27 protein-coding genes are annotated in these 26,431 nt (G+C 41.9%); 18 read left to right on the top strand and 9 right to left on the bottom strand.

Features of this window, described 5'->3' with window-relative positions; translation table 11 throughout:
• The first annotated feature begins 67 nt into the window (after positions 1-67).
• Positions 68-1,144, top strand: coding sequence for a site-2 protease family protein (locus GPW69_RS08405; protein WP_074391714.1), 1,077 nt, complete (start codon positions 68-70; stop codon positions 1,142-1,144).
• Between the two features lie 84 nt (positions 1,145-1,228).
• Positions 1,229-1,612, top strand: coding sequence for a hypothetical protein (locus GPW69_RS08400; protein WP_074391715.1), 384 nt, complete (start codon positions 1,229-1,231; stop codon positions 1,610-1,612).
• 149 nt (positions 1,613-1,761) lie between these two features.
• Here GPW69_RS08400 and GPW69_RS08395 read toward each other — a convergent pair whose 3' ends face one another.
• The 4 genes from GPW69_RS08395 to GPW69_RS08375 form a co-directional block, all read right to left on the bottom strand.
• Positions 1,762-3,099 (bottom strand): MATE family efflux transporter, encoded by a 1,338-nt coding sequence (locus GPW69_RS08395; RefSeq protein WP_074391716.1) that lies wholly within the window; start codon positions 3,097-3,099, stop codon positions 1,762-1,764.
• A gap of 111 nt (positions 3,100-3,210) precedes the next feature.
• The gene (locus GPW69_RS08390) at positions 3,211-3,876 is read right to left on the bottom strand and encodes a potassium channel family protein (protein ID WP_014638537.1); all 666 of its coding nucleotides are present in this window, start codon (positions 3,874-3,876) and stop codon (positions 3,211-3,213) included.
• Between the two features lie 11 nt (positions 3,877-3,887).
• Positions 3,888-5,237: a TrkH family potassium uptake protein gene (locus tag GPW69_RS08385; RefSeq protein ID WP_024406622.1), complete on the bottom strand. Its 1,350-nt coding sequence runs from the start codon at positions 5,235-5,237 to the stop codon at positions 3,888-3,890.
• 270 nt (positions 5,238-5,507) lie between these two features.
• Entirely contained in the window at positions 5,508-6,047 is a 540-nt protein-coding gene (locus tag GPW69_RS08375; RefSeq protein ID WP_044762238.1) for a Gx transporter family protein, read from the bottom strand.
• A 182-nt stretch (positions 6,048-6,229) separates the two neighbouring features.
• On the opposite strand from GPW69_RS08375, the gene GPW69_RS08370 reads away from it, so the two are divergent.
• The 5 genes from GPW69_RS08370 to menA all read left to right on the top strand — a co-directional run bounded on the left by GPW69_RS08370 (position 6,230) and on the right by menA (position 11,764).
• Positions 6,230-8,122, top strand: a complete 1,893-nt coding sequence (locus tag GPW69_RS08370) for an NAD(P)/FAD-dependent oxidoreductase (RefSeq protein ID WP_024399613.1) — start codon at positions 6,230-6,232, stop codon at positions 8,120-8,122.
• An 18-nt stretch (positions 8,123-8,140) separates the two neighbouring features.
• Positions 8,141-9,130: a polyprenyl synthetase family protein gene (locus GPW69_RS08365; protein WP_024405955.1), complete on the top strand. Its 990-nt coding sequence runs from the start codon at positions 8,141-8,143 to the stop codon at positions 9,128-9,130.
• Between the two features lie 78 nt (positions 9,131-9,208).
• Positions 9,209-9,688 carry an FMN-binding protein gene (locus GPW69_RS08360; RefSeq protein WP_015647284.1) on the top strand — a complete coding sequence of 160 codons (480 nt, stop codon included), beginning with the start codon at positions 9,209-9,211 and terminating at the stop codon, positions 9,686-9,688.
• A gap of 77 nt (positions 9,689-9,765) precedes the next feature.
• Positions 9,766-10,815 (top strand): FAD:protein FMN transferase, encoded by a 1,050-nt coding sequence (locus GPW69_RS08355; RefSeq protein ID WP_074391717.1) that lies wholly within the window; start codon positions 9,766-9,768, stop codon positions 10,813-10,815.
• Entirely contained in the window at positions 10,808-11,764 is a 957-nt protein-coding gene (gene menA, locus GPW69_RS08350; RefSeq protein WP_074391718.1) for a 1,4-dihydroxy-2-naphthoate polyprenyltransferase, read from the top strand. Before GPW69_RS08355 ends, menA begins: the two co-directional genes overlap by 8 nt.
• Positions 11,765-11,805: 41 nt before the next feature.
• Here menA and GPW69_RS08345 read toward each other — a convergent pair whose 3' ends face one another.
• From GPW69_RS08345 to GPW69_RS08325, 5 genes are all read right to left on the bottom strand, one after another.
• A complete protein-coding gene (locus GPW69_RS08345) occupies positions 11,806-12,234 on the bottom strand; it encodes a NusG domain II-containing protein (protein ID WP_029996826.1) in 429 nt (142 codons plus the stop codon).
• 387 nt (positions 12,235-12,621) lie between these two features.
• Complete coding sequence (locus tag GPW69_RS08340) at positions 12,622-12,969, bottom strand: MFS transporter (RefSeq protein WP_074391719.1); 348 nt, start codon at positions 12,967-12,969, stop codon at positions 12,622-12,624.
• Between the two features lie 12 nt (positions 12,970-12,981).
• Positions 12,982-14,064 (bottom strand): DUF3278 domain-containing protein, encoded by a 1,083-nt coding sequence (locus GPW69_RS08335; protein WP_044762246.1) that lies wholly within the window; start codon positions 14,062-14,064, stop codon positions 12,982-12,984.
• 10 nt (positions 14,065-14,074) lie between these two features.
• Complete coding sequence (locus tag GPW69_RS08330; protein WP_002937997.1) at positions 14,075-14,275, bottom strand: hypothetical protein; 201 nt, start codon at positions 14,273-14,275, stop codon at positions 14,075-14,077.
• Positions 14,276-14,288: 13 nt separating this feature from the next.
• Positions 14,289-14,477, bottom strand: coding sequence for a helix-turn-helix transcriptional regulator (locus tag GPW69_RS08325; RefSeq protein ID WP_002942681.1), 189 nt, complete (start codon positions 14,475-14,477; stop codon positions 14,289-14,291).
• 583 nt (positions 14,478-15,060) lie between these two features.
• Here GPW69_RS08325 and rsmH point away from each other — a divergent pair.
• From rsmH to GPW69_RS08265, 11 genes are all read left to right on the top strand, one after another.
• Positions 15,061-16,011: a 16S rRNA (cytosine(1402)-N(4))-methyltransferase RsmH gene (gene rsmH / locus GPW69_RS08315; RefSeq protein WP_074391720.1), complete on the top strand. Its 951-nt coding sequence runs from the start codon at positions 15,061-15,063 to the stop codon at positions 16,009-16,011.
• A gap of 10 nt (positions 16,012-16,021) precedes the next feature.
• Positions 16,022-16,345 carry a cell division protein FtsL gene (gene ftsL, locus GPW69_RS08310; protein WP_002937992.1) on the top strand — a complete coding sequence of 108 codons (324 nt, stop codon included), beginning with the start codon at positions 16,022-16,024 and terminating at the stop codon, positions 16,343-16,345.
• Positions 16,345-18,594 carry a penicillin-binding protein PBP2X gene (gene pbp2x / locus GPW69_RS08305; protein ID WP_044762250.1) on the top strand — a complete coding sequence of 750 codons (2,250 nt, stop codon included), beginning with the start codon at positions 16,345-16,347 and terminating at the stop codon, positions 18,592-18,594. Before ftsL ends, pbp2x begins: the two co-directional genes overlap by 1 nt.
• Position 18,595: 1 nt before the next feature.
• The gene (gene mraY, locus GPW69_RS08300; RefSeq protein WP_024376390.1) at positions 18,596-19,594 is read left to right on the top strand and encodes a phospho-N-acetylmuramoyl-pentapeptide-transferase; all 999 of its coding nucleotides are present in this window, start codon (positions 18,596-18,598) and stop codon (positions 19,592-19,594) included.
• A gap of 216 nt (positions 19,595-19,810) precedes the next feature.
• Entirely contained in the window at positions 19,811-21,154 is a 1,344-nt protein-coding gene (locus tag GPW69_RS08295) for a DEAD/DEAH box helicase (protein ID WP_074391721.1), read from the top strand.
• A gap of 17 nt (positions 21,155-21,171) precedes the next feature.
• Complete coding sequence (locus tag GPW69_RS08290) at positions 21,172-21,396, top strand: DUF4059 family protein (RefSeq protein ID WP_002936682.1); 225 nt, start codon at positions 21,172-21,174, stop codon at positions 21,394-21,396.
• Positions 21,397-21,409: 13 nt separating this feature from the next.
• Positions 21,410-22,327 (top strand): thioredoxin-disulfide reductase, encoded by a 918-nt coding sequence (gene trxB, locus GPW69_RS08285; RefSeq protein WP_002942687.1) that lies wholly within the window; start codon positions 21,410-21,412, stop codon positions 22,325-22,327.
• 9 nt (positions 22,328-22,336) lie between these two features.
• Positions 22,337-22,876 carry a YceD family protein gene (locus GPW69_RS08280; protein WP_014736258.1) on the top strand — a complete coding sequence of 180 codons (540 nt, stop codon included), beginning with the start codon at positions 22,337-22,339 and terminating at the stop codon, positions 22,874-22,876.
• Positions 22,877-22,972: 96 nt separating this feature from the next.
• Complete coding sequence (gene gndA, locus GPW69_RS08275; protein ID WP_002942698.1) at positions 22,973-24,400, top strand: NADP-dependent phosphogluconate dehydrogenase; 1,428 nt, start codon at positions 22,973-22,975, stop codon at positions 24,398-24,400.
• 81 nt (positions 24,401-24,481) lie between these two features.
• Positions 24,482-25,171: a response regulator transcription factor gene (locus GPW69_RS08270; protein ID WP_012027645.1), complete on the top strand. Its 690-nt coding sequence runs from the start codon at positions 24,482-24,484 to the stop codon at positions 25,169-25,171.
• A gap of 89 nt (positions 25,172-25,260) precedes the next feature.
• Positions 25,261-26,391 (top strand): AI-2E family transporter, encoded by a 1,131-nt coding sequence (locus GPW69_RS08265; protein ID WP_024390116.1) that lies wholly within the window; start codon positions 25,261-25,263, stop codon positions 26,389-26,391.
• The last annotated feature ends 40 nt before the right edge of the window (positions 26,392-26,431 follow it).

Below are 26,431 nucleotides of genomic sequence, written 5' to 3'. Positions count from 1 at the left end.
ATAATAAACAAGGAAAGACTAGGTTTTCTAGTCTTTTTTTGATATACTATTAAAAAGGAGGTTTGCTATGTATAAAGTGTGGAATTGGTTGATCATAGGCATTTCAGTTCTTTGTGGTTTTGCGAGTGCCATGTACTCAACCTATGGAATGGCTCAACTTCTTCCAGAAAACCTTGCCTTTCATGGGGTGATAGTCCTTGGATTAGGTTACCTCTGGTTTCTAGGTAGTTTTTACCTGACCATTATTCTCCACGAACTAGGTCATGCCTTCTTTGGTTGGCTGACAGGCTTTGACTTGGTAGCGCTTGGCTTGGGCAATCACTTGTTGGTCAAGACTGACCAAGGATGGAAATGGAAGAAAACGGTGATTGTGCAAGGGGCAGCTGCTCAGTATATTGGAGTCAAAAGAGATGAGGATGATCCTCGGGCGATTCTGATGTTTGCAGGTGGCTTGATTGTCCATCTTAGTCTCATCCTTGTTTCTGTTTTGATTGGATTCTTGACAGGGCATTGGAGTCTGCCTCTATCGCAAATTCTCCTCAATCTATCCTTGTTTGTCCTCAATGCCAATCCTTCGGGTATGGTGGATGGTGCTAAGATAAAAGAATTGTGTACTCATCCAGAGTATAGCCGCTTGGTTTATCAAGCGCTTAGTCACACCTCTCAAATCATGGTTGATCCAACTGCAGCGAATTTAAGTGATTTTGTCATGAACCTGCCAATCTTGCCTGGTCATTTGCCACAGATTCACTATCTAAACTGGACGGAAGTGCTGATTTTTAAAGGGGAGTATCAAAAAGCCCAAGAACGCTTGGAAAAACTGATAGTGGCATCGGATAATGACTATATGGTGAAGCTGGCAAAACTTGTACTGTTGGAAGTCTATCTCTTGCAAGGCCTGGAGGAAGAGGCTAGAGCATTAGGGCAGGACAAGCAGGTCAAGGCTCTGTTCAAGTATCCTATGGGAAATTACCAGGTCATCGCGGCTCTCTACCACCAGCGAATTACGAAAGATAGCAAAGCCTTGAAAAAATCTCTGGCTCAGGCTAAAAAAATGCTGCCCAACAGCCCGCTTTTGGCTGATGAGCAGGATTATTATAGCAAACTCTTAGCAGAGATTGAGTTGGAAAGTAAACTATTATAGTAAAATATTTGCGACCGACATCAATAATATGTTAAAACATATTCGTAAATAAATGTATAAAAAAACTCTTTAGGAGGATTTGTCATGAAAAAACTGATGTACACCTTGTTGGTGCTTGCCTATGTTACGGTCGCTTATTTGTCGGTCTACGTCCTTCCTCACTATTATTGTGGTGCAATTATAGGGGCGGCAGGAGCCAGTCTTGGAGCTAGTTTCAAACAGTTCAAGGAAGTGCGAGCTTGTCCTGACCAACCCTTGTTAGCCTATTTTAAGTGGGATAAGAAAAAGACAAGTAGTTTGTTATTGTTCCTTCTTGGAATCATCCTTTTTGTTAGCCTTGTGCTGGAATTTAATTGGCAATATGGCATAGCTTTTGTAGTGGCGATCAGCTATGCTACGTTTTGGAATCTCCTTCATATCCAATTCCTACGAAAATATTATTTTGGGAGTGGGAAAGAACTCGACTAGTCTAAAAAAGAGTTCGTCTTCACACCCCCGCACAGTTGATTAGGTCAGATTTGGAGTGTGAAACACGAACAAATCTGCCAATCAACCACTGCGCTGAGATGTTGACACGAACTCTGAGAAGTGTGCTGGGCTTGAGCCCAGCGTTTTCTTTATATACTTTGTCCAGCTTTTAATTTTTTCATAAAGATGATGGAACTTGGAATCAGGACAATGATACTGCCGATCCAGGCGGCGGGGTTAGCGGCGGCGGTCCCATAAAAACCGAAATACTGCATGCCGATGATGGCGACTGCTGCTCGGAAAATCAATTCCCCAAAGCCTGCTAGTGTTGGGATAAAGCCCTTGCCAAGTCCCTGAATAAAGCTACGGAGAATAAAGAGGGAGGCAACAATCCAGTAACAAGAGCCGTTAATGATGTAGTAAACAAGAGCCAAGTCCAGCACTGTTTGACTGGCATTTGGTAGAAATAGACCAGAAAAGAAACGATTGCCCAAGATGAGAATGACCGCAAATACAATGGCCCAAACAATGCTGAGGAGTAATGAGTGGCGCACCCCTTCTCGAATACGGTCATAGAGTTTGGCACCGTAGTTCTGAGCAGTAAAGGTTGCGATAGCCAAGCCCAGATTAACCATGGGTAGCATAGCCAACTGGTCAGTACGAAGGGCAATGGCCTGGGCGGCGATGGCGTCTGTTCCTAGTTGGTTGACCATAAACTGCAAGGTCATGGCTCCGATGGCGATAATACTGGCTTGAAATCCTATTGGAAAAGCAAGCTGGGCATGTTTCTTGAGATTATCCCTATCCAATTTTAAATCAGCTAGTCCAATATGATAGTGAGGTACCTTGTGGATAATGTAAAAAATAAGAAAGAGGACCGAACAGGCTTGGGCAAGGATAGTTGCAAAGCCAGCTCCGAAAACGCCCCAGTTCATAACTAAGATAAAGAAAAAATCCAGACCAATATTGATAAAACAAGCGATAATTAGAGCAAGTAGAGGTGTTTTAGAGTTTCCGAGACTGCGTAGGGCTGAAGATAGGAAATTATAAAAAATAGTAAAAGTCAATCCTCCAAACATGGCCGTTAGAAAGGCATGGGAGTGGTCAATGATACTCACAGGCGTTTGCATTAAGACCAAGATAGGTTTCAAAAATGCTAAGGCTGAGACTGTTAGTAAAAGGCTGATGAGGGAAGCGTAGAAGAGTCCGTGGACAAACGATTTTTTAAGCCCCTCTAAGTCGCCAGCTCCAAAGCGTTGGGCAGAAATAATGGTTAATCCATTGGTGACACCTTGGGCAAAGCCGATGATTAAAAAAATCAGGCTGGCTGTTGAACCGACACTTGCAAAGGCATCCTTTCCCAAAGTATGCCCCACAATCATGGAATCAGCAAAATTATAGGCCAGTTGAAAAAAAGATCCAATCAACAAGGGAATAGCGAATTGTAAGATGACCGCAATCGGCTTTCCTTTGGTTAAATCATTCATAACGTCTCCTTTTGACAGATGATAAGCCCACTAGATAAATGATAGTCTAGTAGGCTTTCTAGGGATAAAATATTTCTCCTGAAAACGGAGTATAGGGCGTAAATTTGTTATTTAATTTGTCAGCTCTTCAAAATGATCGACAGTGTTATGGTCTGTTACTGCTAAGATGAGTTCGTCAGATTTGAAGACATAGTCAGGAGTCAGTTGGATGTTTAATTCCTGATTTTCGCCACTTCGGTAACCGATGATATTGAGTTTATAATGTTGGCGGAGTTTTAATTCGCCGAGTGTTTTGCCAATCCATTTTACTGGCGGGTGAAACTCGACAATGGAAACATTGCCTTCGAGCTCAAAGAGGCTGGTTGTGTCGCGGTGGAGTAATTGTTTTGCTAGGGAAATACCAGTTTCGCGTTCGGGAGAAATAACCTTGTCGGCACCAACACGAAGAAGGACTTCTTTCGCAGTTGTTCCTTTGACTTTGGCAATGACCATAGGAACGCCTAGGACCTTGCTATGCATAACAGCAAGAACACTGGATTCCAAGTTTTCGCCAGTAGCTACAACAACAGCATCGCAGTTACCGATTCCTGCTGCACGTAGGAGCGAGCGATCGGTGATGTCTCCGACAATACCGCGCGTGAGAATAGGTTCTAGATGATTGATACGTTGCTCATGATTATCGATAGCAATGATATTGCAATCGTAATTGTGTAATGTTTTTGCAATGGTAGTACCAAAAACTCCCAGACCGAGAATTCCGATAGTATAGTTTGGCATGATTTCTCCTTTTAGACAAGCATAGATGATTTTGCGTATTGAAGACTTTCGGTTTTAGATAATTTTCGAACAGAAAGGCTTGCGAGAATAGAAAGTGGACCGATACGGCCGAAGAACATGAGTGCCATAATGACTGCTTGACCGGCCATGGTTAGACTTGGAGTCAGATTGGCCGTAACACCTACAGTGGCTAGTGCTGACATGACCTCGAACATTAAAAATAGAAGTGGTTGTCGGTCATCTGTTAGGGCAAGTGCGAAGAGCCCTATGATGAACATGAGAAGGAAGACTGAGAATGTCGCAAAAGCTTTGCGGATGCTGAGGTTATCGATGGTTCGTCCCATAAAGTTGGTATGAGGGAGACCGAGAATCTCGCTACGAGCATAGAGCACTAAGGTTAGGAAGGCGGTTATTTTAATACCGCCGGCTGTTCCACCTGGGGCTCCGCCAAGCATCATCTGAAAGATATAGAGCAAGAGGGTGATCGGTTCAGCCTTCGTGTAGTCGATACTGGCAAAACCAGCGGTTCGCATGGTGACCGTCTGGAAAAAGCTGGCTAATAATTTATGGCCAAATGATAGTTGCCCGATAGTAGAAGGGTTGTTCCATTCGGTGAGTAAGGTTGTCAGAGTTCCGAGGGTCAGTATAATGGCTGTTAGGCCTAGAACAATCTTTGTATGGAACCCTAGTTTTCGTAGGCTACGTTTTTGCCCGATTTGTGTTTGAAGGTCAAACCAAACCGAGAATCCAAGACCTCCCATAATAATGAGACTGGCTAATGTTAGGTTAATCAGAGGATTATCCACATAGCGCATGATGCTAGTTGCACCAAAATTATCAAAACCAGCATTACAAAAGGCTGAAATAGCTACGAAAATCGAGGTGAATAAACCTCTCGCCCATCCAAATTCAGGTACAAAATGGAAGGAAAGTAAGAGGGCTCCAAAGGCTTCGACCGCCAAGGTAAAACCAAAAGCTGATTTGAGGAAGCTACGAAAATATTTTGTGTCAGATCGGTTTAGAGCCTCTTGTAAGGTTGCCATATTGATGAAATTCATTTTACGGCCACCGCGTAAAGCGAAGAGACCGATGAATCCTATCAAGCTCAAACCACCAATTTGGATTAGCATCATACAGATAATCTGTCCAAAAGTAGAATAGGTTTCAGCAACGGCTTTGGTAAATAGCCCTGTTACACAAACCATGGAGACAGATGTGAAGAGATGATCCCAATAACTTGCTGTAGAGGTGCTAATTTGTGAGATGGGAAGACTTAGTAAAATTGATCCAGTCAGAATCACGAATAAGAAGCTGATAATGATTCGCTGACTGGGGGAAAGTTTGATCCTAAATGGTGACATAATTCTACCTTTGCTCAAAAAATAAAAGATGAAGATATTGTAGCACAAAAGAAAGAAAATGTACGACTAAAACACGCAAAGAACCTGATTTTTTCTCTTCTTGAAAGTTTCATTATTTTTTATTACCATGGATTTTATAAGTGGTGTTTATATGAGGTGGCTTAGGTGGCTCATTTTATTTGTGACAACGGGATTATGGGGAAATTATTATGGGCAATGAAAAAGTAGTGCGGACCATAAAAAGAATCTCCTTAGTTGACCTAGGGAGATTTATTTCCATTCTGCTAAGACTTGTTGATGATAGTGACGTAAAGGTCCGACCTTTTGGAGGAGGTAGGTAGCAGCCAGTCCGACCAATAAGCCTGATAAAATTCCTGTAAAAGCGAGGATTGGCAGGTAGTTTAGTACATAGAAAGACCGGGCAATGGTAGCAAAAACAAGAAGCTGACCAAGATTGTGCAACATCCCGCCCAGAATAGAAATTCCAATAGGACTGACACGGTTTGGACCGAGCTGCTTGGCAGAGAGCATTCCTATATAGCTCAAAGTAGTTCCGGCAAAGCCATAGAGGAAGGTTGAAAAGGTGCCTCCCAGAAAGGTTGAGATGAGCAAGCGTAGTGCGACAACCTTTAGGCTATCCTTTGTAGGGAGGGTAAAAATAGCAATTAAGCTAATCAAATTTCCCAGTCCTAGCTTGGCACCTGGAGCAAAAGCAAATGGGGGGGCGATGAGTCGTTCAATCAAAGAAATGACAACTGCCTGAGCTGCCAGCATCGTAATAAAGTTAAGTGTTTGACGTTTAGAATTCATGGTGTAGAGAAAAAACTCTTTCTAGTCGATTATCTATTTTACTATCATACTTGTTTTTGTTCACTATGGCAAGTTTTGTTTGTTGTATATTACTAATTATTGAAATTCGCTTGTCAACTATCTTGGAATGCGGTATAATGAAAACATGTAATTTGTTTTGATTTTCACAAGGAGGAAACATTGTGACGAAAAATATTGTGATTGTCGGTGCTGGTTATGCGGGGATTGCAGCAGCTCGATTGCTAGGAAAAACCTTTAAAAAGGATCAAGATGTAACAGTTACCTTGATTGATAAGAACTCTTTCCATACCTATATGACAGAGTTGCATGAAGTTGCGGCAGGGCGTGTAGAAGCCAATGCAATCAAGTATGACCTTCAACGTATCTTCAAAAAATATCCAAAGGTTCAATTAGTAACAGACAAGGTTGTTGAGATTGACTACGATAAGAAACAAGTAGTTGCGGAACACCAAACTTTGGATTTTGATTACCTGCTCCTTGCAATGGGTGGTGAGGCTAATGACTTTGGTGTGAAAGGTGTTAAAGAACACGGTTTTACACTTTGGTCTATCGAAGCAGCAGAACGTTTGCATGACCACATGATTGATGCTTGCTATCGTGCCATGCGTGAGCATGATGAAGCCAAACGTCGCGCTCTTTTAACCTTTACCGTTATCGGTGCTGGCTTCACAGGTATTGAGATGATCGGTGAGTTGATTGACTGGGTACCAATTTTGGCGCGTGAGTTCAAGTTGGATCCAAAAGAATTCTCACTTAAGGTTGTTGAGGCAACGCCAAATATCTTGGCTATGGTTACTGAAAAAGAGCAAGTCAAGGCTCGCAAATACCTTGAGAAAAAAGGTGTTGAATTGGTTCTTGGCGATGGTGTAGCAAGTGTACAAAAAGATAGCTTAACACTTTCATCAGGTCGTCAAATTCCTACCTATACCTCTATTTGGACAGCTGGTGTTCAAGCCAATACAGACGCAAGTGAATTTGGTATTGAAAAAGCACGTGCAGGTCGTTTGGTAGCCAATGAGTTCATGGAAGCGAAAGGCAAGGAAAATGTCTATGTAGCTGGTGACTTGGTTTACTTTGAAGAATCAGAAGGGAAACCAACTCCACAGATTGTACAAGCAGCTGAACAGACAGGCCATACTGCGGCAAGTAATATTATTGCAGCAATCAAGGGTGGCGAAAAACATAGCTACAAAGGTAAATATGATGGGTTTATGGTATCTATTGGATCACGCTACGGTGTAGCCTTCTTGATGGACAAATACCACATGTCAGGCTTTATGGCAATGGCTGTCAAACACATGGTAAACCTACTCTACTTCTTTACCATCCGTAGTTTCTTCTACATGGGTTCTTATGTTCGTCATGAATTCTTTGACATTCAGAATAAGCGAAACATTTTCGGAGGTCATACTTCAGGCAAAGGAAATCTTCTCTGGTCTGTGCCAATGCGTGTCCTTTATGGTTCAGTATGGCTCTACGAAGGTATCAAGAAAGCCTTTGGTCTATTTGGAACAACATCATGGTTTGGGGATCAAGTTGTCTTCCCATTCCCTTGGTTAGCTGATCCAGTATCTGGTGCATCTGCTGCTGAGGCGGTTTCAAGTGCCTCACAAGCGGCAACTGCTGCGGCAGAAGCTGCTGAACCAATTTTTGGTTTGAGCTATGCCTATGGTGAAGCACCGATGGCTGTTTTGGACAAAATGCCTGATTGGTTTGCTACTATCATGGAATTTATGATGCCAAACCAAGAAGTAGCACTCTTTATGCAAAAATTTATGACAGTAGCAGAAATCGGTATTGGTCTGGCTTTGATTGCTGGTGCCTTTGTATGGATTGTATCTGCTGCAACCGTTGCTTTGGTAGTTATGTTCAGCCTGTCAGGTATGTTCTACTGGGTAAATATTTGGTTCATCCCAGCAGCTATTTCTCTTATGAATGGTGCGGGTAGAGCCTTCGGTCTAGACTACTGGATTATGCCATGGTTGGGTCGTTTCCTAGACAAGAAGATTTATGGAAAGCCGAAGCATATTTACCGTATCAAGGATAAAAAATAAAGGAAATATAGAAAGTTAGTGGTACATCAAATTTGGAATACCTATCCTGAGATTGAGAGGGGACTTGAAGAGGTAAAATCCATCATCTTATCTGAGATGATGGTCCTGCATCCAGCAGTTACAGCGAAGATTGTTGAATATGTAGAGGCGCCAGGGAAATACCTGCGTGCCGGCCTCTGTCTGCTCTTTGCACAAATGACGGAAGGAAAGATTAGCCGTTCAAAGCTATATTTTGCTGCCCATTTAGAAGTCCTGCATCTGGCGACTCTGATTCATGACGATGTGATTGATGGCGCGGATAAACGGCGGGGAGTCACGGCGGCTCATCAACAATTTTCTAATCGAATCGCTATCTACACGGGTGATTATCTTCTTGCCTATTCAAGTCGACTATTTGGAAAAGGGCTTCGTTTGCTAGAAGTATCACGTGATGATTTGGATTTGGGCAATGATAAGCTGATGGAAACAATTCTTCGAGGGGAATTATCTCAGCTACTCAATCAATTTGATGCCAATATGACTATGAAAGCCTATCTCAAGCAAATTCAAGGGAAAACAGCTTTTCTATTTGGACTTGCCTGTCAGTTGGGGAGCTTTGTACCAGGCCAATCTAGGAAAGACAGTAGCATGGCTTTTCGGTCTGGGCAAGCACTTGGCATGGCCTTTCAGCTACGAGATGACTTAATTGACTACCAGCTGGATGTGGCAGAATCAGGAAAACCTAGATTGCAAGATATTCAAAACGGTATCTATACTGCACCGCTACTTTTTGCCATGCGAGAAGACAAGTCTATCCAGCAGCAATTGCGGGCCTATATTCAATCCCCTACGGCAGAAGGGTTGGAAATCCTTACAGATAGGATTTTTGCAACGCATGCTATTGCCAAAACAGAGAAACTGATTGTTAGCTATTTGGAAAAAATGATGAATTTTGTAGATAGAATACCACAGTTATCGACTGCGTCTATGCAAAATTTGGTGGCAATAGTTTTTAGTCATTATTTTTAAAAAATAACTAGACATTTTCTCTAATTAGGTATATCATTATAAGTATAAAACTATTTACTTAACAAAAGGAGTATTGTTATGAAAACAACTAAAGTTGTGTTGAAAAGTTTGGTAGTTCTTGGTGCTGTATTTGCACTTGCTGCTTGCGGTTCTAAACAAGAATCTACTTCAACTTCATCTTCAACTACCGAAACAGTAGTATTGAAAGATGGTACTTATAAAGCTGAGTCAGGCAAAGACGATTATGGCTACAAAATTGTTCACACATTGACTGTTAAAGATGGAAAAATCAGTGAGTCAAAATTTGACTATGAAGCTGAAGATGGAAGCCTTAAATCAGCAAATGAAGAGTACAACAAAAACATGAAAGATAAAGCTGGAGTTTCTGCTGGTGAAGCAATCGAACAACTCAATGCAGCTTTGGTTGAGAAACAAGACCTCTCAGCTGTTGAAGTTGTATCAGGTGCAACTCATACTTCTGAAGACTTCAAGAAGAGTACAGAAGCCCTTCTTGCAGCAGCTGCTGAAGGAAAAACAGAAACTGTAAAACTTGACTAATTAAGTCTATACAGAAAAGACACAGTCGCACTTGTTTGGCTACTGTGTCTTCTTATTTTTTGGGGAAGGTAAAATCAGTGAAAAAAATTGCAAGTCTATTGTTCGTGGGCCTACTGATGGTTTTGCTTGTTGCCTGTGGTGGTAAACAAAACGAAGGTTTATCTGTTATGAAAACTCCGTTGACTCGTAGTGAAAGCTTACTTCACACAGTAGTGCAGTTGAGCATTTATCATGAAAATCAGGAAGAAGCGATGGATGAAGCTGTCTCCTATATCAAGGAGATGGAAAGTCTGTTGTCCACAAACTTGGAAGGGGCAGATGTCTACCGTATCAATCAGGCAGCAGGAAAAGAAGCAGTCAAGGTGGATGAACGTACCTTTGAAGTAATTGAAACAGCTATTGACATGAGTAATGAAAGTCAGGGCCTATTTGACATTTCCATTGGAGCTGTGAGCAATCTGTGGAAAATTGGAGATGAGGATGCTCGTAAGCCCAGTGATGAAGAAATCAAGGCTGCTCTGCCATTTATCAATTATAAAGACATTACTTTAGATAAGGAGAAGAAGACCGTCTTTATCAAAGAAGGAATGACGCTAGAATTAGGAGCTATTTCCAAAGGTTACATTGCAGATAAGGTTAGAGAATTGTTTGCCAGCAAAGGGATTACGACAGCTATCATCAATCTAGGCGGGAATGTGGTGGTTATGGGGGATTCGCCAACTACACAAAATGGTTGGAATGTTGGAGTTCAAGACCCAGACCAAGTGCGTGGATCAACGGTCGGTTCTGTGCCAGGGACACATGACTCGGTTGTTACCTCAGGTATTTACGAGCGCTACTTAGAGGTGGACGGTGTCAAGTATCACCATATTCTGGATCCAAAAACTGGCTATCCTGTGGAAAACGATATTTCAGGTGTGACAGTCTTTTCCAAAACATCTATCCAAGGGGATGCCTTATCCACAACTCTCTTCTTACTAGGTGTGGAAAAAGGTCTTGACTTTATCAATCAGATTGACGGCGTAGAAGCTGTTTTCATCGATAAGGAGCAGGGCGTTCATCTGAGTGATGGCTTGAAAGAAAGCTTTGAATTAACGAATGAGGAGTATCATCTTGTCAATGAATAAATCAACTAAAGGGCTCAGTTTGCCTGCATTTCTAGAATTTGTTGAAATGAAGACCAAGGTAGCTAGTGTTTTTCCGATGACCTTGGGAATCCTCTGGGCTATCTATCGCTATCAAACCTTTAACTGGCTCAACACACTTTTGTTCATTATTGCCGTTCTTAGCTTTGACATGTGTACAACTGCCATCAACAATAGCATGGACTACCACAAGGCCAAGGATGAAACCTATCGTCAGGAAAGCAATGTGATTGGAAAATTCTCTCTAGATTTCCGTCAGATGATTGGAATCGTCCTTGCCCTGCTTATTTTTTCTCTACTGGTTTCATTGCTCCTTGTATGGCGGACCAGTTGGCTCCTACTACCGATGGGAGCTCTCTGTTTCCTCATTGGTATCTTTTATACCTTTGGACCTATTCCGCTTTCGAGAATGCCACTGGGTGAGGTTTTCTCTGGAGTAACCATGGGATTTGGGATTTTCTTCTTAGCAGTCTTTATCCAAGACCCAGCTGGGCTATTGACCAGCCAAGTGAGTGGCCAGTGGATGACCTTGCAATTCTCTTGGACAAAAATAATAGACATTATTGTTATGTCCCTTCCTTTGGTAACCTTGATTGCCAATATCATGTTGGCCAACAATACCTGTGATTTAGAAGAAGATATTCGCAACCATCGTTATACTCTGGTTTACTATATTGGCAAGAAAAATGCTCTTAAATTGTATTTTGTCTTGGCAAGTTTACCATGGTTGCTGTGGATAATCTACTGTCTGACTGGATTCTTACCAATCTGGGCACTGATCGGTTTAATCGGTGTTTGGCCTGCTTATAAGAGTCTAGAAACATTTTTGAAAAAGCAAGTCAAACGGGAAACCTTTATCGAGGCAGTAAAGAGTTTTGTACTCTTTGCGCTGCTATATGTGGTGATACTTGCTTTAGCCCTTATTTTCTAAAAAGGAAAGACACAGTCGTTCATCAGGCTGTGTCTTCTTTGTTATAGTGGTAAAATGAGTTCTTCTTCGTCAGTGCTTTCCCCGCCAACGGATTTGATTTCAATCAACAGGTTATGTGGCAGGCAGACGGATAATTCGCCCGGCTGACTAATCCAGCTGGTCATAACGGCAATTTGGTCTGGGCTATTGTCTTCCTTGACACGAATGCGTTCGCCATCAACTTCAATGATATTGTATTGCCCTTCATTGGGATAGTAGGTCTTTTCTTGATGGGGTGTGTCCTTTGATAATTCAAATTGGTCGACCACCTCACCATTGATGCGGACATAGGCAATTGTTTTTGCCTCATTTGTATCTGTTGTCAGATGTGTATAGGTAAAAATTGCCGGAAGAAAGGATAAAACTAGGGTGAATCCGATTAAGATATAATCAAATAGTTTGAGTTGTTTGAGAATGGATTTGAATGTCATATACAATCTATTTTATAGAAAAAATCCTACTTTGTAAAATGTTGGATACAGATTACTTTTTCAATTATCTAGAGAAGAGTAGGATGGCTAACATTCCCCAAAATCTAGCATGAAGTGGTTGTATTTTCCCAGCGAAAAATCCAATGGAGAAAGTTAGGGCAAAACCTGCAAAGAGAAACCAGAGCAGCGGTTTATGATAAAGATAGATAGCTTTTTGGACAACATTTGATTCTGGACGGGTAGTTTGCCAGTCACTATTTAAAATTGGAAGTATAGTGAATAGTAAGAAAAGGATTGATGGATTGTCCCCTGTCAGGTAGCTATGTATATATGCTACAAATTGCTGTATAGGAGAGAACAATCAAAGTGAAAATGAATTTCGGTTTGTCAACGTCTATCTGGTTTCTCCTTTTTAAGATAAATCCGATAAAGAATAGCCAGAGCAAATCCAGCAGGAAGGATGAGGGCAAGTGGTTTGACATGCCCTAGCCAAATGCCTACAGAATAAGTCAAGGTCATGGCAAACAGTGCAAAGACAGATTGAATGAGAAAGTAGCGTTTTTCCTCTGTTGTTTTATAGGATCTAAAGATCTGAATGGTCGGTAGCGTAATCAAGAACGAATCGCTGCTAATTGGCTCATTGACCATATAAGAGTAGATGAAGAAGGCAGAAAAGAGGCCATAAAACAAGACAAAAATGTGACAGGTTTGTTTAGGTGTAAAAGGTTTATTCATGGTGTTAGCTCCTTATTTTTTCTTAGCAGTATCTGCTTCCAGTTTTTGCAGATAGGCAATGGCAGACAGGGCTAGACTGGCAAAGAGGCCCATCATGCCACCGAAGAAGAGGGATTTTACGTGGAAGATGGAATCCAGTAGGGGAAGCTGGAGGCTAAAGAGGTCTGCCAGCCCAGCAAAGAGGCTAGATAGCAGGGCAACTCCCAGTCCCCAGAGAAGTGGGTTAAGGGGCCGGGCTTGTCTTTCCTCAGGGCTCAGTTCGTCCACGTCATATTGAGGCAGGTCAGCATGGAGAGTACGCATATTAACGATACCAATTAGGATAATACTGAAGAAGGCAATGATCATTGGATAGTAGGCAGCCACCTCCAGAGGGTAGCGGTAGGCTAGGAAGTAGGCGATGGCATTTCCAAGAGCTAGGAAGTAGAAGTAGTAGATAAAGGCTTGTCCGCCGATAGCATCAGCCTCGGCCCGTCGGTATTCGTCTAAAGGACCGCGGATACCATAAAAACGTTTAATCATATTTTTGATCCACTTGGGTTCTTCTTTGGCAATAGCAGAGCTGACAGTTAGTTTTTCTGCCTTTTTCATGCGTTTACGAAGAGTGATTTCGATATAAATTCCCATGAAAACACCGACTAGACAGGCTGCAAGGAATTTTCGGAGGTCAAATAAATGGTCTAGTGGATTGAGTCCTTCCATCCAGGCATCAAATCCCGTGTTCCAGATATACATACCACAGGTGAAATAGAGGGCGAATTTGATACTTGCTCCCTTGAATTTCTTTTGTTCCTTGGTAGTCAGTTCTTCTACATCTAAACTGTCCAGTTGACTGTGCCGGAGTTTAAACATGATGTAGGTACTAGCAGATAGGTAGGCTAGGAGCAGAGTAACGGGGTAGCCATAGGCAACGACTTCTGGGTAGCGTTTGGATAGAGCGAGTGCCAGTAGGGTAAGAGCCATGGTGCCCCAAAAGAGCAGGATAAAGCAGGTATTGCCTAGTCGGAAGGCTTCTTTTTGGCGAAATTCATCCAAGGGCCCTGCGATACCGTAAAATCGTTTGATTAATTTATCTTGAAAGGTTTCTTTTTTCATAAGCAGCTCCTTATTTTTGATCGAACAATGGTAAGATGTAAACAAAGCCTAAGAAGTAGATGGTCCCAGCAATCAGCAATTGTAGCCAAAATTTTGCTTGGCTGATGGTGTGCAAGATTTCTGCTCCGCTATTGCCCCAAAGCTGAAAGAGGACAAAGAGCGGGATAAAAATAAGGGTAGAGATAAGAGCTTGACGTATATTCTTTTTCATGATATTTTCCTTTCTATTCATTCCAAAAGAGACTATTGAGGTCAGTCTGTAAAGCTTTGGCTAGGTTGATACAAAGGTCTAGCGAGGGGTTGTACTTGTTGTTTTCAATCATGTTGATGGTTTGCCTGGATACGCCGATGGCTTTGGCAAGATCCAGCTGGGAAATCCCTAGCAGTAGGCGATAATCTTTGACACGGTTCATGGGTTCTCCTTTCATGTAAAATATATACGACATTCTATTGTAAAGAGAGAGGAGTGGGGAAGAACTCAACCATTCATAGAAGAGTTCCCCTCACTTCCAAACATTTAGGTTCGGGCTAAAATAGTCCACTGGACTATTTTACTCCCACCTCCGCACAGCTCCAAAGGTTCGAGGAACCTTTGGAGGTTGGAGATAGAGCGAACAAAGTTCGCATCAGTCGTAGAGGTTAGATTTGGAGTGTAAAACACGAATTGCTGAGATTTGCTTCGCAAATCTTATCTCCAACCTTTAACAGTCCACTGGACTGTTAAACCCAATCAACCACTGCGCTGAGATGTTGACACTAACTTTGAGAAGCGGTGCTGGGCTTTTTACCCAGCCTCTAGGCACGATGTCAATTATATGCGACAGTTGGTTGTAAAAAAATGAGGGAGACCTCCCTGTTGATGTCAACTATATGTGACATGTTTCATTACTGTTAGTATATACCTGTTCATATAAGTTGTCAACTATATTTGACAGTTTTTTTTGTAAAAAGTTTGCAACAACTTTTTATTTTAATTTGTGGTACAATAGAAAAGATATGATCAAGGAATTTAATCACACAACTGTTCTCTTGCATGAGACAGTCGATATGTTAGACATCAAACCAAATGGAATTTATGTAGATGCAACGCTGGGGGGAGCAGGGCATAGTGAGTATCTGCTCAGTCAGTTGACGGATGGGGGGCATCTTTATGCCTTTGATCAGGATCAGACTGCTATTGAGCATGCCCATATTCGCTTGGCATCCTACATTGAAAAGGGACAAGTGACCTTTATCAGGGATAATTTCCGCAATCTCAAGACTCGCTTGGCGGAGCTAGGTGTAACAGAGATTGATGGGATTTGTTATGATTTAGGAGTATCTAGTCCGCAGTTGGATGAGCGGGAGCGTGGCTTTTCTTACAAACAAGATGCACCGCTTGATATGCGGATGAATCGAGATGGTCAGTTGACAGCCTATGATGTGGTCAATAACTATGACTATCACGACTTGGTACGGATTTTCTTTAAATACGGTGAGGACAAATTTTCCAAGCAGATTGCTCGTAAGATTGAACAGGCGCGTGCGGTCAAGCCGATTGAAACAACGACTGAGTTGGCAGAGCTGATCAAATCTGCCAAGCCAGCCAAGGAACTTAAGAAGAAGGGGCATCCTGCTAAGCAGATTTTCCAAGCTATTCGGATTGAGGTCAACGATGAGTTGGGAGCAGCAGACGAATCTATCCAGCAGGCCATTGACTTATTGGCTCTGGAGGGACGGATTTCTGTTATTACTTTCCATTCTTTAGAAGATCGTTTGACCAAACAACTCTTCAAAGAAGCAAGTACGATTGATGTTCCAAAAGGTTTGCCGTTTATTCCAGATGATTTGAAGGCGCCACTTGAATTGGTCAATCGTAAGCCTATCTTACCTAGTCAAGAAGAATTAGAGGCAAATAATCGCGCGCATTCAGCTAAACTGCGTGTAGCTAAGAAAGTACATAAATAGGAGAGAGTCTATGTTGCAAGAAAAACGTAGAGAAGCCACTATGCGGGTTATCGGTGATAAAATTAGAACTTTCACACGTGTAGAAAAAGCCTTCTATTCAAGCATCGTATTATCTGGATTAGCCCTTGCGATAGGAATTATCTTTATGCAAACGCGGCTTTTGCAACTTCAATCTGGGATGGCCAAAGTCAATCAAGATATTAGCCAAAAACAGATTGAAATCAACGATGCAAAGCAAGCTGTCAATGAATTGACACGTTCAGCTCGATTGATGGAAATTGCTGAAAAAGCTGGATTAACTTTTAATAATGACAATATTGGAGTAGCCGAATAATGCCCAGAAGAAATAATAAACTCTTGCGGTATGTCTTGAAAAAACGATATGTTCCGTCAAAAAATCGTCGAAGAGTAGGACAGAGCCTACTTCTTTTGACGGTTTTCGTCTTTTTTCTCTTTTTAATCAACTTTGCCTATATTATCGGTACCGATAGTAAATTGGGGGTGAACTTGTCAGAGAGAGCTGATGCGGTACATCAGCGTGAAGTTACCGTTCAAGCTAAACGGGGGACGATATACGACCGTACAGGAATTCCTATTGCGGAAGATTCAACGACCTATACAGTCTATGCCATCATTGACACAGAATATGTGTCAGAACTGAAAAAAGTTTTGTATGTGCAGTCTTCTCAGTTCAGCAAAGTAGCAGAAATCTTTAAAAAGCATCTCGGAATGGAGACGGCTTATGTTATGGAGCAGCTGAATCAACCTGAACTGAAGCAGGTATACTTTGGGACGTTAGGTAAGAATATCTCCTATAGTACGATGTCTTCAATCCAAGAAGAGATGAAGGCGGCAGGTATTGAAGGGATTGCCTTTAATGCTAGTCCAGGACGGATGTATCCGAATGGAAATTTTTCTTCAATTTTTGTCGGGTTAGCTAATCCGGTTGAAAACAAGGATGGTAGTCATAGTTTACAGGGTGTGAGTGGTTTGGAATATTATCTGAATGATATTCTAGCTGGTCAAGACGGAAAGGTTATCTACGAGAAAGATAGCCAAGGCCGTGTCCTACCTGGGACAGAAAAGGTTGAAACAGAGACAGTAAATGGGCAGGATGTCTATACGACCATTTCAGCCGATCTGCAACGTTCTCTTGAAACCAATATGAATACCTTCTTTGATAACGCCAAAGGGCGATATGCGAATGCAACTTTGGTTTCAGCCAAGACGGGTGAAATACTGGCGACGACCCAAAGGCCAAGCTATGATTCAGATACCAAAGAAGGTCTGGGACAAGAAGGACTGCTAGAGCGATCACTCTTATACCAAGAGGCCTTTGAGCCTGGTTCAACAATGAAGGTGCTAACAGTAGCGTCAGCTATCGATAATGGAACCTTTGACCCAAATGCCTATTATACCAATAATGAGTACGTTATCGCAGACGCGAAAATCAATGACTGGACCCTCAATGCAGGTTATTCAGCTGTGACTCTCAATTATGCGCAAGGCTTCTCCCTATCCAGTAACGTTGGGATGACCTTATTGCAGCAACAGATGGGAGATGAAAAATGGCTAAATTACCTCGCTAAATTCCGCTTTGGCTACCCAACGCGTTTTGGTATGGGGGACGAGGCACCAGGAATGGTACCAGAGGATAACATTGTTTCTATCGCCATGTCATCGTTTGGTCAGGGGATTTCTGCAAACCAGGCACAGATGCTTCGTAGTTTTACCGCCATTGCGAATAACGGTATTATGCTAGAGCCTAAATTCATCTCAGCTCTTTATAATCCTAATACAGATACAGCTAGAGTTTCTTCGAAAGAAGAAGTGGGAAATCCAGTTTCAGAACAAGCTGCCGATGATACACTTCGCTATATGATTAATGTCGGTACTGACCCTGTTTATGGTACGCTCTACTCACATGACTTACAGGGGCCAGCAATTCAAGTTGATGGCTATGATATTGCAGTTAAATCAGGTACGGCGGAAATTGCCAGCGAAGATGGTCAAGGGTACATTAAAGGTGCCTACATCAACTCTGTAGTAGCCATGATTCCTGCTGAGGATCCTGAATTTATCATGTATGTGACCATTCGCCAACCGGAAGTTTTGAATGTCCTGTCTTGGCGTGACATTGTCAGTCCTACATTGAAAGAAGCGATGCTGTTGAAAGACAATTTGAATCTGGATTCACCTGCACCAGCATTGGCACAGGTCGCTAATGAGACAGAGTATCAATTGCCGGACCTCATTGGTAAGGCACCAGGCGAGTCGGCTGAGGAACTTCGCCGTCAATTAGTTCAACCAGTTATCCTTGGAAACGGTGCTGAAATTAAAAAAGTTTCAGTCGAAAAGGGAAGTAACGTAATCGCCAACCAACAGGTTCTACTCTTGACAAATAAATTCGAAGAAATGCCAGACCTGTACGCAATCACCAAAGAGAATATGGATATATTTGCTGAATGGACTGGTATCGAAGTGACCTATAAAGGAACGGGTTCAAAAGTGGTCGACCAAAGTGTAGAGGTCGGTACCGCTTTGAATAAAACAAAGAAAATAACAATAACCTTAGGAGACTAACATGCAATTCGCACTTATGTCGGGATTGGTCGCTTTTCTAGCAACCGTTCTCTTAATCCCACGATTTATTACATTTTATCAAGCCAAACGCATCGAGGGGCAACAGATGCACGAAGATGTGAAACAACATCAGTTTAAGGCAGGCACACCAACAATGGGGGGAACCGTTTTTCTCGTTGTTGCGATTCTTGTCAGCTTGTTGTTTGCAACGGCCTTTCAACTGTTGACGGGTGGTGTCCTTGCCATCCTCTTCATCCTTGCCCTTTATGGTGTAGTAGGATTTTTGGATGACTTTTTAAAAATTTTCCGTAAAATAAATGAAGGTCTTAATCCTAAACAAAAGCTTGCTCTACAAATTTTAGGAGGTATTGTCTTCTACTTTGTCCACGTAAGAGGAGCAGGTGGCGGAGAATTGAATGTATTTGGTCACATGATACATTTGGGAGTTCTCTATTTCCCATTTGTTCTGTTCTGGCTGGTCGGTTTTTCAAATGCAGTTAATTTGACAGATGGTATTGATGGATTGGCTTCTATCTCAGTTGTTATCAGCCTTCTAGCTTACTCTGTCATCGCCTTCAATGAGCAAAAATTTGATATTCTTCTAGTTTGTGTGACCATGATTGGTGGCTTGCTCGGTTTCTTTGTTTATAACCGTAAACCAGCGAAGATTTTCATGGGGGATGTGGGAAGCTTGGCTCTCGGTGGTATGTTGGCAACTATTTCAATTGCCCTCCGTCAGGAATGGACCCTCCTCCTTATCGGCCTGGTCTATGTCATTGAAACGTCCTCTGTTATGTTGCAGGTTTCATATTTTAAATACACCAAAAAACGCTTTGGAGAAGGTCGTCGTATCTTCCGTATGACTCCTTTCCATCACCATTTGGAGCTTGGAGGTTTGACCGGAAAAGCTGAAAAATGGAGCGAGTGGAAAGTTGACTTTTTCCTCTGGTCAGTCGGTCTCATCATGAGCTTGATTACCCTAGCTATTCTTTATCTATAAAATGTCAGAAACAGCAGAAATGCTGTTTTTGTGCTATAATAGAAGGCAGTATAATTAAGAATCTGTATTCACAGTTCAAGGTTTCCATATAGGACTAGTTTTCAAACTACTTATCGTTAGTTTTTTCAAAGTACAATCGGTAAAATGACTTTGTTAGCGAAAATGATTTCTTATATAAGCACTTTGCTTGTGAATACAGCTTCCAAAGAGGGAACTATGAAATTTACAGATATGAAACTCAAGCCTTATATTCAGGAGGCTTTGAAAGAAATTAACTTTGTCCAGCCGACAGAAGTTCAGGAGAAATTGATTCCTGTTGTTTTGTCAGGGCGAGACTTGATAGGGGAATCAAAAACAGGTTCGGGTAAGACCCATACCTTCTTGATTCCGATTTTCCAAAAATTAAATGAGGAATTGGACCAAGTTCAGGCTGTTATTACAGCCCCATCTCGTGAACTGGCTACTCAGATTTATCAAGCGGCACGCCAGTTGGCTAGTCATTCGGACATCGAAGTTCGTGTGACCAATTATGTTGGCGGTACGGATAAGAACCGTCAAATTGACAAGCTTCAAGCTGGGCAGCCTCACATTGTTGTTGGGACACCAGGGCGTATCTATGATTTGGTCAAATCAGGTGACCTTGCTATCCATAAAGCCAAAACCTTTGTGGTTGATGAGGCAGATATGACCTTGGACATGGGCTTTTTAGAAACAGTTGATAAGATTGCTGGCAGCCTGCCAAAAGACTTGCAATTTATGGTCTTTTCAGCGACCATTCCGCAGAAACTCCAACCGTTTTTGAAAAAATATTTGTCTAATCCAGTTATGGAACAAATCAAGACTCATACGGTTATCTCAGATACCATTGAAAACTGGCTGATTTCAACCAAGGGGCGTGACCGTAATGCTCAAATCTTGGCAGTAACCAAGCTCATGCAACCATATTTGGCCATGATTTTCGTCAATACCAAGACACGTGCAGATGAATTGCATAGCTATTTGACTGCGAATGGTCTACGCGTTGCAAAGATTCATGGGGATATTCCTCCACGTGAACGCAAGCGGATTATGAACCAGGTGAAGAACTTGGATTATCAATACATTGTAGCGACAGACTTGGCAGCACGTGGTATTGACATTGAAGGTGTCAGCCATGTCATCAATGATGCCATTCCGCAAGACCTTTCCTTCTTTGTTCACCGTGTGGGGCGCACAGGTCGTAATGGTTTATCAGGCATTGCCATCACCCTTTATCAGCCAAGCGATGATGCAGATATTCGAGAGCTAGAAAAACTCAATATCAAATTCTTGCCAAAAGAAATGAAAAATGGCGAATTTGTCGATACCTACGACCGTGACCGCCGTGCTAACCGTGAAAAATCTCGTGAAAAACTAGATTTGGAAATGATTGGCTTGGTCAAGAAGAAAAAGAAAAAAGTCAAACCAGGCTACAAGAAGAAAATTCAATGGGCTGTTGATGAAAAACGTCGCAAGACCAAGCGAGTTGAAGCGCGTGCAAAAGGTCGTGCAGAACGTAAAGCCAAGCGTCAAACCTTTTAAAGTAATCGAGGAAAAAGATGTTACAAAACATTCTAAGTTTTTATTTACAAGGATTGCTAATAGCTTCCTTGTTGATTATCACTTCTAGTCTGGTCTGGTTTATCTGGCGTGCGACAAAGGGTGTGGATAAAACCTTGCAAGAACGACAAGATTTCTTGTTTGATTTGTTGATGATTAATGTGATGACAATCCCCATTGCGGCCTTTGGAGTAGTGGGAATCTTATTAATGTTTAAAGCGTAGAAGGAAAAAGTATATGTACGATACAGTTGTAATTGGTGCGGGTCCTGCGGGGATGACTGCAGCTCTTTATGCAGGGCGTAGCAATTTAAAGGTAGCTCTTTTGGAACGTGGTATTTATGGTGGTCAGATGAACAATACCGCGGAAATTGAAAACTATCCAGGCTATGACCATATTTCAGGTCCAGCCTTGGCTGAAAAGATGTTTGAACCCTTGGAAAAATTCGGTGTGGACCATATTTTTGGCACCCTAGTCCGTATCGAAGAAGAAGGACAAATTAAGAAAGTGATTACTGAGGATGGTGTTTTGGAGACAAAGACAGTCGTTCTAGCCATGGGGGCAAAACACCGTTTGTTAGGTATTCCAGGTGAGGATACTTACAATAGCCGTGGTGTCTCATATTGTGCAGTCTGTGACGGTGCCTTCTTCCGTGGACAAAAACTCTTGGTTGTCGGTGGTGGAGATTCTGCCGTTGAAGAAGCGCTCTTCTTGACACAATTTGCGGAATCTGTGACGATTGTTCATCGACGTGACCAACTTCGTGCTCAAAAAGTTATCCAAGATCGCGCCTTTGCCAATGAAAAAATTAACTTCATCTGGGATAGCGTAGTCGAAGAAATCAAGGGGGATGACTTACGTGTACAAAGCGTGGTTATCAAAAATGTGAAAACTGAAGAAGTCAGTGAACTTGATTTCGGTGGTGTCTTTATCTATGTCGGTCTGGATCCGATGACTGATACAGTTGCAGACCTAGGAATTACAGACGAAGCTGGTTGGGTTATCACTAATGAAAAGATGGAGACGACTCAATCAGGCATCTATGCCATCGGTGATATTCGTCAAAATCAACTTCGTCAGATTGCAACGGCAGTTGGAAATGGTGCAGTTGCTGGACAAGAAGTCTATAACTACATTACAGAACTAGCTGAATAGGGGAATACAATGTTTCATATTTACGATATTCAGAAAAATCCAGATGGAATCTCCTTTGATAAAACCTTGGATTTACAGGAAGAATTGCAAGCTCGAAATGGTGAAGTTCTAGGCTTGTCGCCAGTCCAAGTCACTGGAAATATCCGTTTTGAATCAGGTTTCTTTTTCTTGGACTATCAGATGACTTATGATATTACCTTGGCATCCAGTCGTTCTCTGCAACCAGTTGTTTTGCATGAGGTCCAAAACGTCAATGAACTCTTTGTTGCCAATGAAGCAGTTCTTAAAGAACAAGATTTGATTGATGAGGATATGGTACTGGTAGTAGAAGATGACCACATTGTTCTTGATGAGAGTGTAGCAGATAATATTTTATTGGCTATACCAATCAAAGTCTTGACACCTGAAGAAGAAGCTGGACAGGAACTACCATCTGGTCAAGCTTGGGCTTTAATGACTGAGGAAGATTTTCAACAAAAAGCTCAAGAGAAAAAAGAAGCCAATAGTCCTTTTGCCCAATTACAAGGGTTATTTGGCGATGAGGACTAACTCAGATTGGCAAGATAGTTAAATTATCTGAAAATTCTTGTCAATTTTAAGCTTTCGGTGTATAATAAAAGAGATACAAATTAGAGGAGTAAACAAATGACTAAAGCAAATTTTGGTGTTGTAGGGATGGCCGTTATGGGCCGCAACCTTGCGCTTAACGTTGAATCACGTGGCTATTCAGTAGCCATTTACAACCGCTCTGCTGATAAAACAGAAGATGTTGTTGCAAGCAACCCAGGTAAAAACTTGGTACCAAGTTACGATGTGGAAAGCTTTGTGGCATCAATCGAAAAACCACGTCGCATTATGCTTATGGTTCAAGCTGGTCCTGGTACAGATGCAACCATTCAAGCGCTCTTGCCACACTTGGATGAAGGCGACATCTTGATCGATGGTGGTAATACTTTCTACGAAGACACTATCCGTCGTTCAAAAGAATTGGCAAACTCAGGTATTAACTTCATCGGTACAGGTGTATCTGGTGGTGAAAAAGGAGCCCTTGAAGGTCCATCTATCATGCCTGGTGGTCAAAAAGAAGCTTACGAATTGGTGGCAGATGTCTTGGAAGAAATTTCAGCAAAAGCACCAGAAGATGGAGCACCATGTGTGACTTATATCGGTCCAGATGGAGCTGGTCACTACGTAAAAATGGTACACAACGGTATCGAGTATGGCGACATGCAATTGATTGCGGAGTCTTATGACCTCATGCAACACTTGCTCGGTTTGTCAGTGGATGAAATGGCTGACATCTTTACCGAGTGGAACAAAGGCGAATTGGATAGCTACTTGATTGAAATCACAGCAGATATTTTGAAACGTAAAGACGACCAAGGTCAAGATGGACCAATCGTTGACTACATTTTGGATGCGGCTGGTAATAAGGGAACTGGTAAATGGACAAGCCAATCATCACTTGACTTGGGTGTGCCACTGTCATTGATTACAGAATCCGTATTTGCTCGTTATATCTCAACCTACAAAGATGAGCGTGTGGCAGCAAGTAAGGTTCTTCCAAAACCAGCTCCGTTTGCATACGAAGGCGATAAGGCTGAATTGGTAGAAAAAATTCGTCAAGCATTGTACTTCTCAAAAATCATGTCTTATGCACAAGGTTTTGCACAGTTGCGCGTAGCATCAAAAGAAAACAACTGGAACTTGCCATTTGGTGAAATCGCAAAAATCTGGCGTGCAGGTTGTATCATCCGCGCTCGCTTCTTGCAAAAAATCACAGATGCCTACGGACGTGATGAAGACTTGGCAAACTTGCTCTTGGATGAGTACTTCCTTGATGTAACAGCTAAGTATCAACAGGCAGTTCGTGATGTTGTTGCCTTGGCAGTTCAAGCAGGAGTTCCTGTACCAACATTCTCAGCAGCTATTACCTACTTTGATAGCTATCGTGCTGAAAACTTGCCAGCGAACTTGATTCAAGCACAACGTGACTACTTTGGTGCTCACACTTATAACCGTAAAGATAAAGAAGGAATCTTCCATTACGACTGGTATAGCGAATCAAAATAGAAAAGATGGGCGTGGAAGCGCCCTTCTTTCTAGTCATAATACGATTCCTACACCATTTGAAAGAATAGAAAAGGATGGACAATGGCTAAGAAAATTTTGATTGCTGGTAAAGAACGCAATCTCTCGCATTTTGTTTCCATGGAATTGCAGAAAAAAGACTATCTTGTTGATTATGCATCGACAGGGAAAGAGGCTATGTCCTTGGCACATGAAACGGATTTTGACTTGATTCTGATGAGTTTTCAGCTTTCAGACATGTCCAGCAAGGAATTGGCTACAGAACTGTTAGCGATAAAACCAGCCACGGTCATGATTGTGGTAGTTGAGCCGACAGAAGTTAGTCAATATGGGGAAGAAGTCCTCTCTTATGCTGTTTCCTACGTAGTGAAGCCCTTTGTCATCAGTGATCTAGTGGAGCAAATCTCTGCGATTTTTCGTGGTCGTGATTTTATTGATAATAACTGTAAGCAGGTTCACATGCATGCGGCCTATCGTGATTTGAAGGTTGATTTTCAAAATCGAACAGTGACTCGAGGTGATGAATTGATTAATTTGACCCGCCGAGAGTATGATCTGTTGGCGACCTTAATGAATAGCCCAGAGCCTGTTAGTCGAGAACAACTTCTTGAGCGTGTTTGGAAATATGAAGCGGCTTCTGAGACCAATGTCGTCGATGTATATATTCGCTATCTACGTGGTAAACTGGATTTGCCACATCAAGATTCATATATAAAAACAGTTCGTGGTGTCGGATATGCCATGCGCGATTGATTTAGAGTAGAGAGGAGGGAAGCTTTCCCTCTTTCTTTTTCTATAAGCGTGTGATAAAATAATAGCCAATAAGTAAGAATGGAAAAGTTATGAATACATCATTTAAAGAAAAAGTCATATTGATACTCTTATCTGGAGCGACATTGTTAGCTGTTCTCAACTGGTCTAGTATTTATGGGGCTATTCAACAATTATTAGGCAGTATGAACTCGCTTTTTATTGGAGCTATTTTTGCCTTTATTCTCAATGTTCCCATGAAAAAATTAGAAGATCAGTTTGAAAAAATTTCTTTTTTAAAGAAATCCAAGCGGTCTTTGGCAATTGTTGGAGTATTAATTGGATTTGCTTTAATTGTGACAGGACTGGTGGTGATTGTTCTTCCTACATTGGTGACGACTGTTTCAGAACTGGTTTCGGTTAGTAGCACAGCCATTCCAAAATCGGTAAATGCCCTAACTAATTTTCTTGAATCAAATGGTCTTTTGTCGGGACAAATCGGAGACCAGATTGCCAGCTTTTTGGATCAGTTGAAGAATTTAACACTTATTTCAAGTTTGGTCACACCGATTTTATCTGGCTTGGTGTCCAATGTGACGGGGATTTTTTCGAACACTATGACGTTGATAATGGCTTTCTTCTTCACTCTAGCGATTTTAGGGAGCAAGGAACACTTGCAGGCGATGACGAGAAAGTTCTTGCAGGCTACCTTGCCGGAGAAGGCTGTCAGAGTAGTGAACTATATTGGAGAAGTTATTGTTGATACCTATGACCGATTCTTGATGAGTCAAATTGTTGAAGCGTGTATCATTGGGATACTTGTCTTTGTTAGTTATTCGCTCTCAGGAATTCCTTATGCCAGCATGGCTGGTATTTTGGCTGGGGTCCTATCATTTGTACCTTATATCGGTCCCTTTTCAGCATGTTTGATTAGTGCTCTCTTTGTGGCGGTGCAAAATCCGCTCTTGGCACTCTGGTCTATCGCCCTTTTCCAGATTATTCAGCTGATAGAAGGAAATGTTATCTATCCGCGCGTGGTTGGTCAATCAGTTGGTCTTCCGACTCTATTTACCCTGGCTGCAGCCTTGATTGGTGGTAATTTGTTTGGCCTACTTGGTATGGTCTTCTTTACCCCAATTTTTGCGGTTGTCTACCGCCTGGTTCGTGAATGGGTTGCCAGTCGATTGAAGAAGCAAGATGAATTATTGGTAGAAAGTGAGTAATTCTCGCTTTCTTTTATTTTTGTCATTTTTATGCTATACT

The sequence above is a fragment of the Streptococcus suis genome (assembly GCF_902702775.1).
Classification (GTDB): Bacteria; Bacillota; Bacilli; order Lactobacillales; family Streptococcaceae; genus Streptococcus; species Streptococcus hashimotonensis.
Note: the sequence above shows the minus strand (reverse complement) of the source record. Positions and strands in the feature narration are given on the sequence as shown.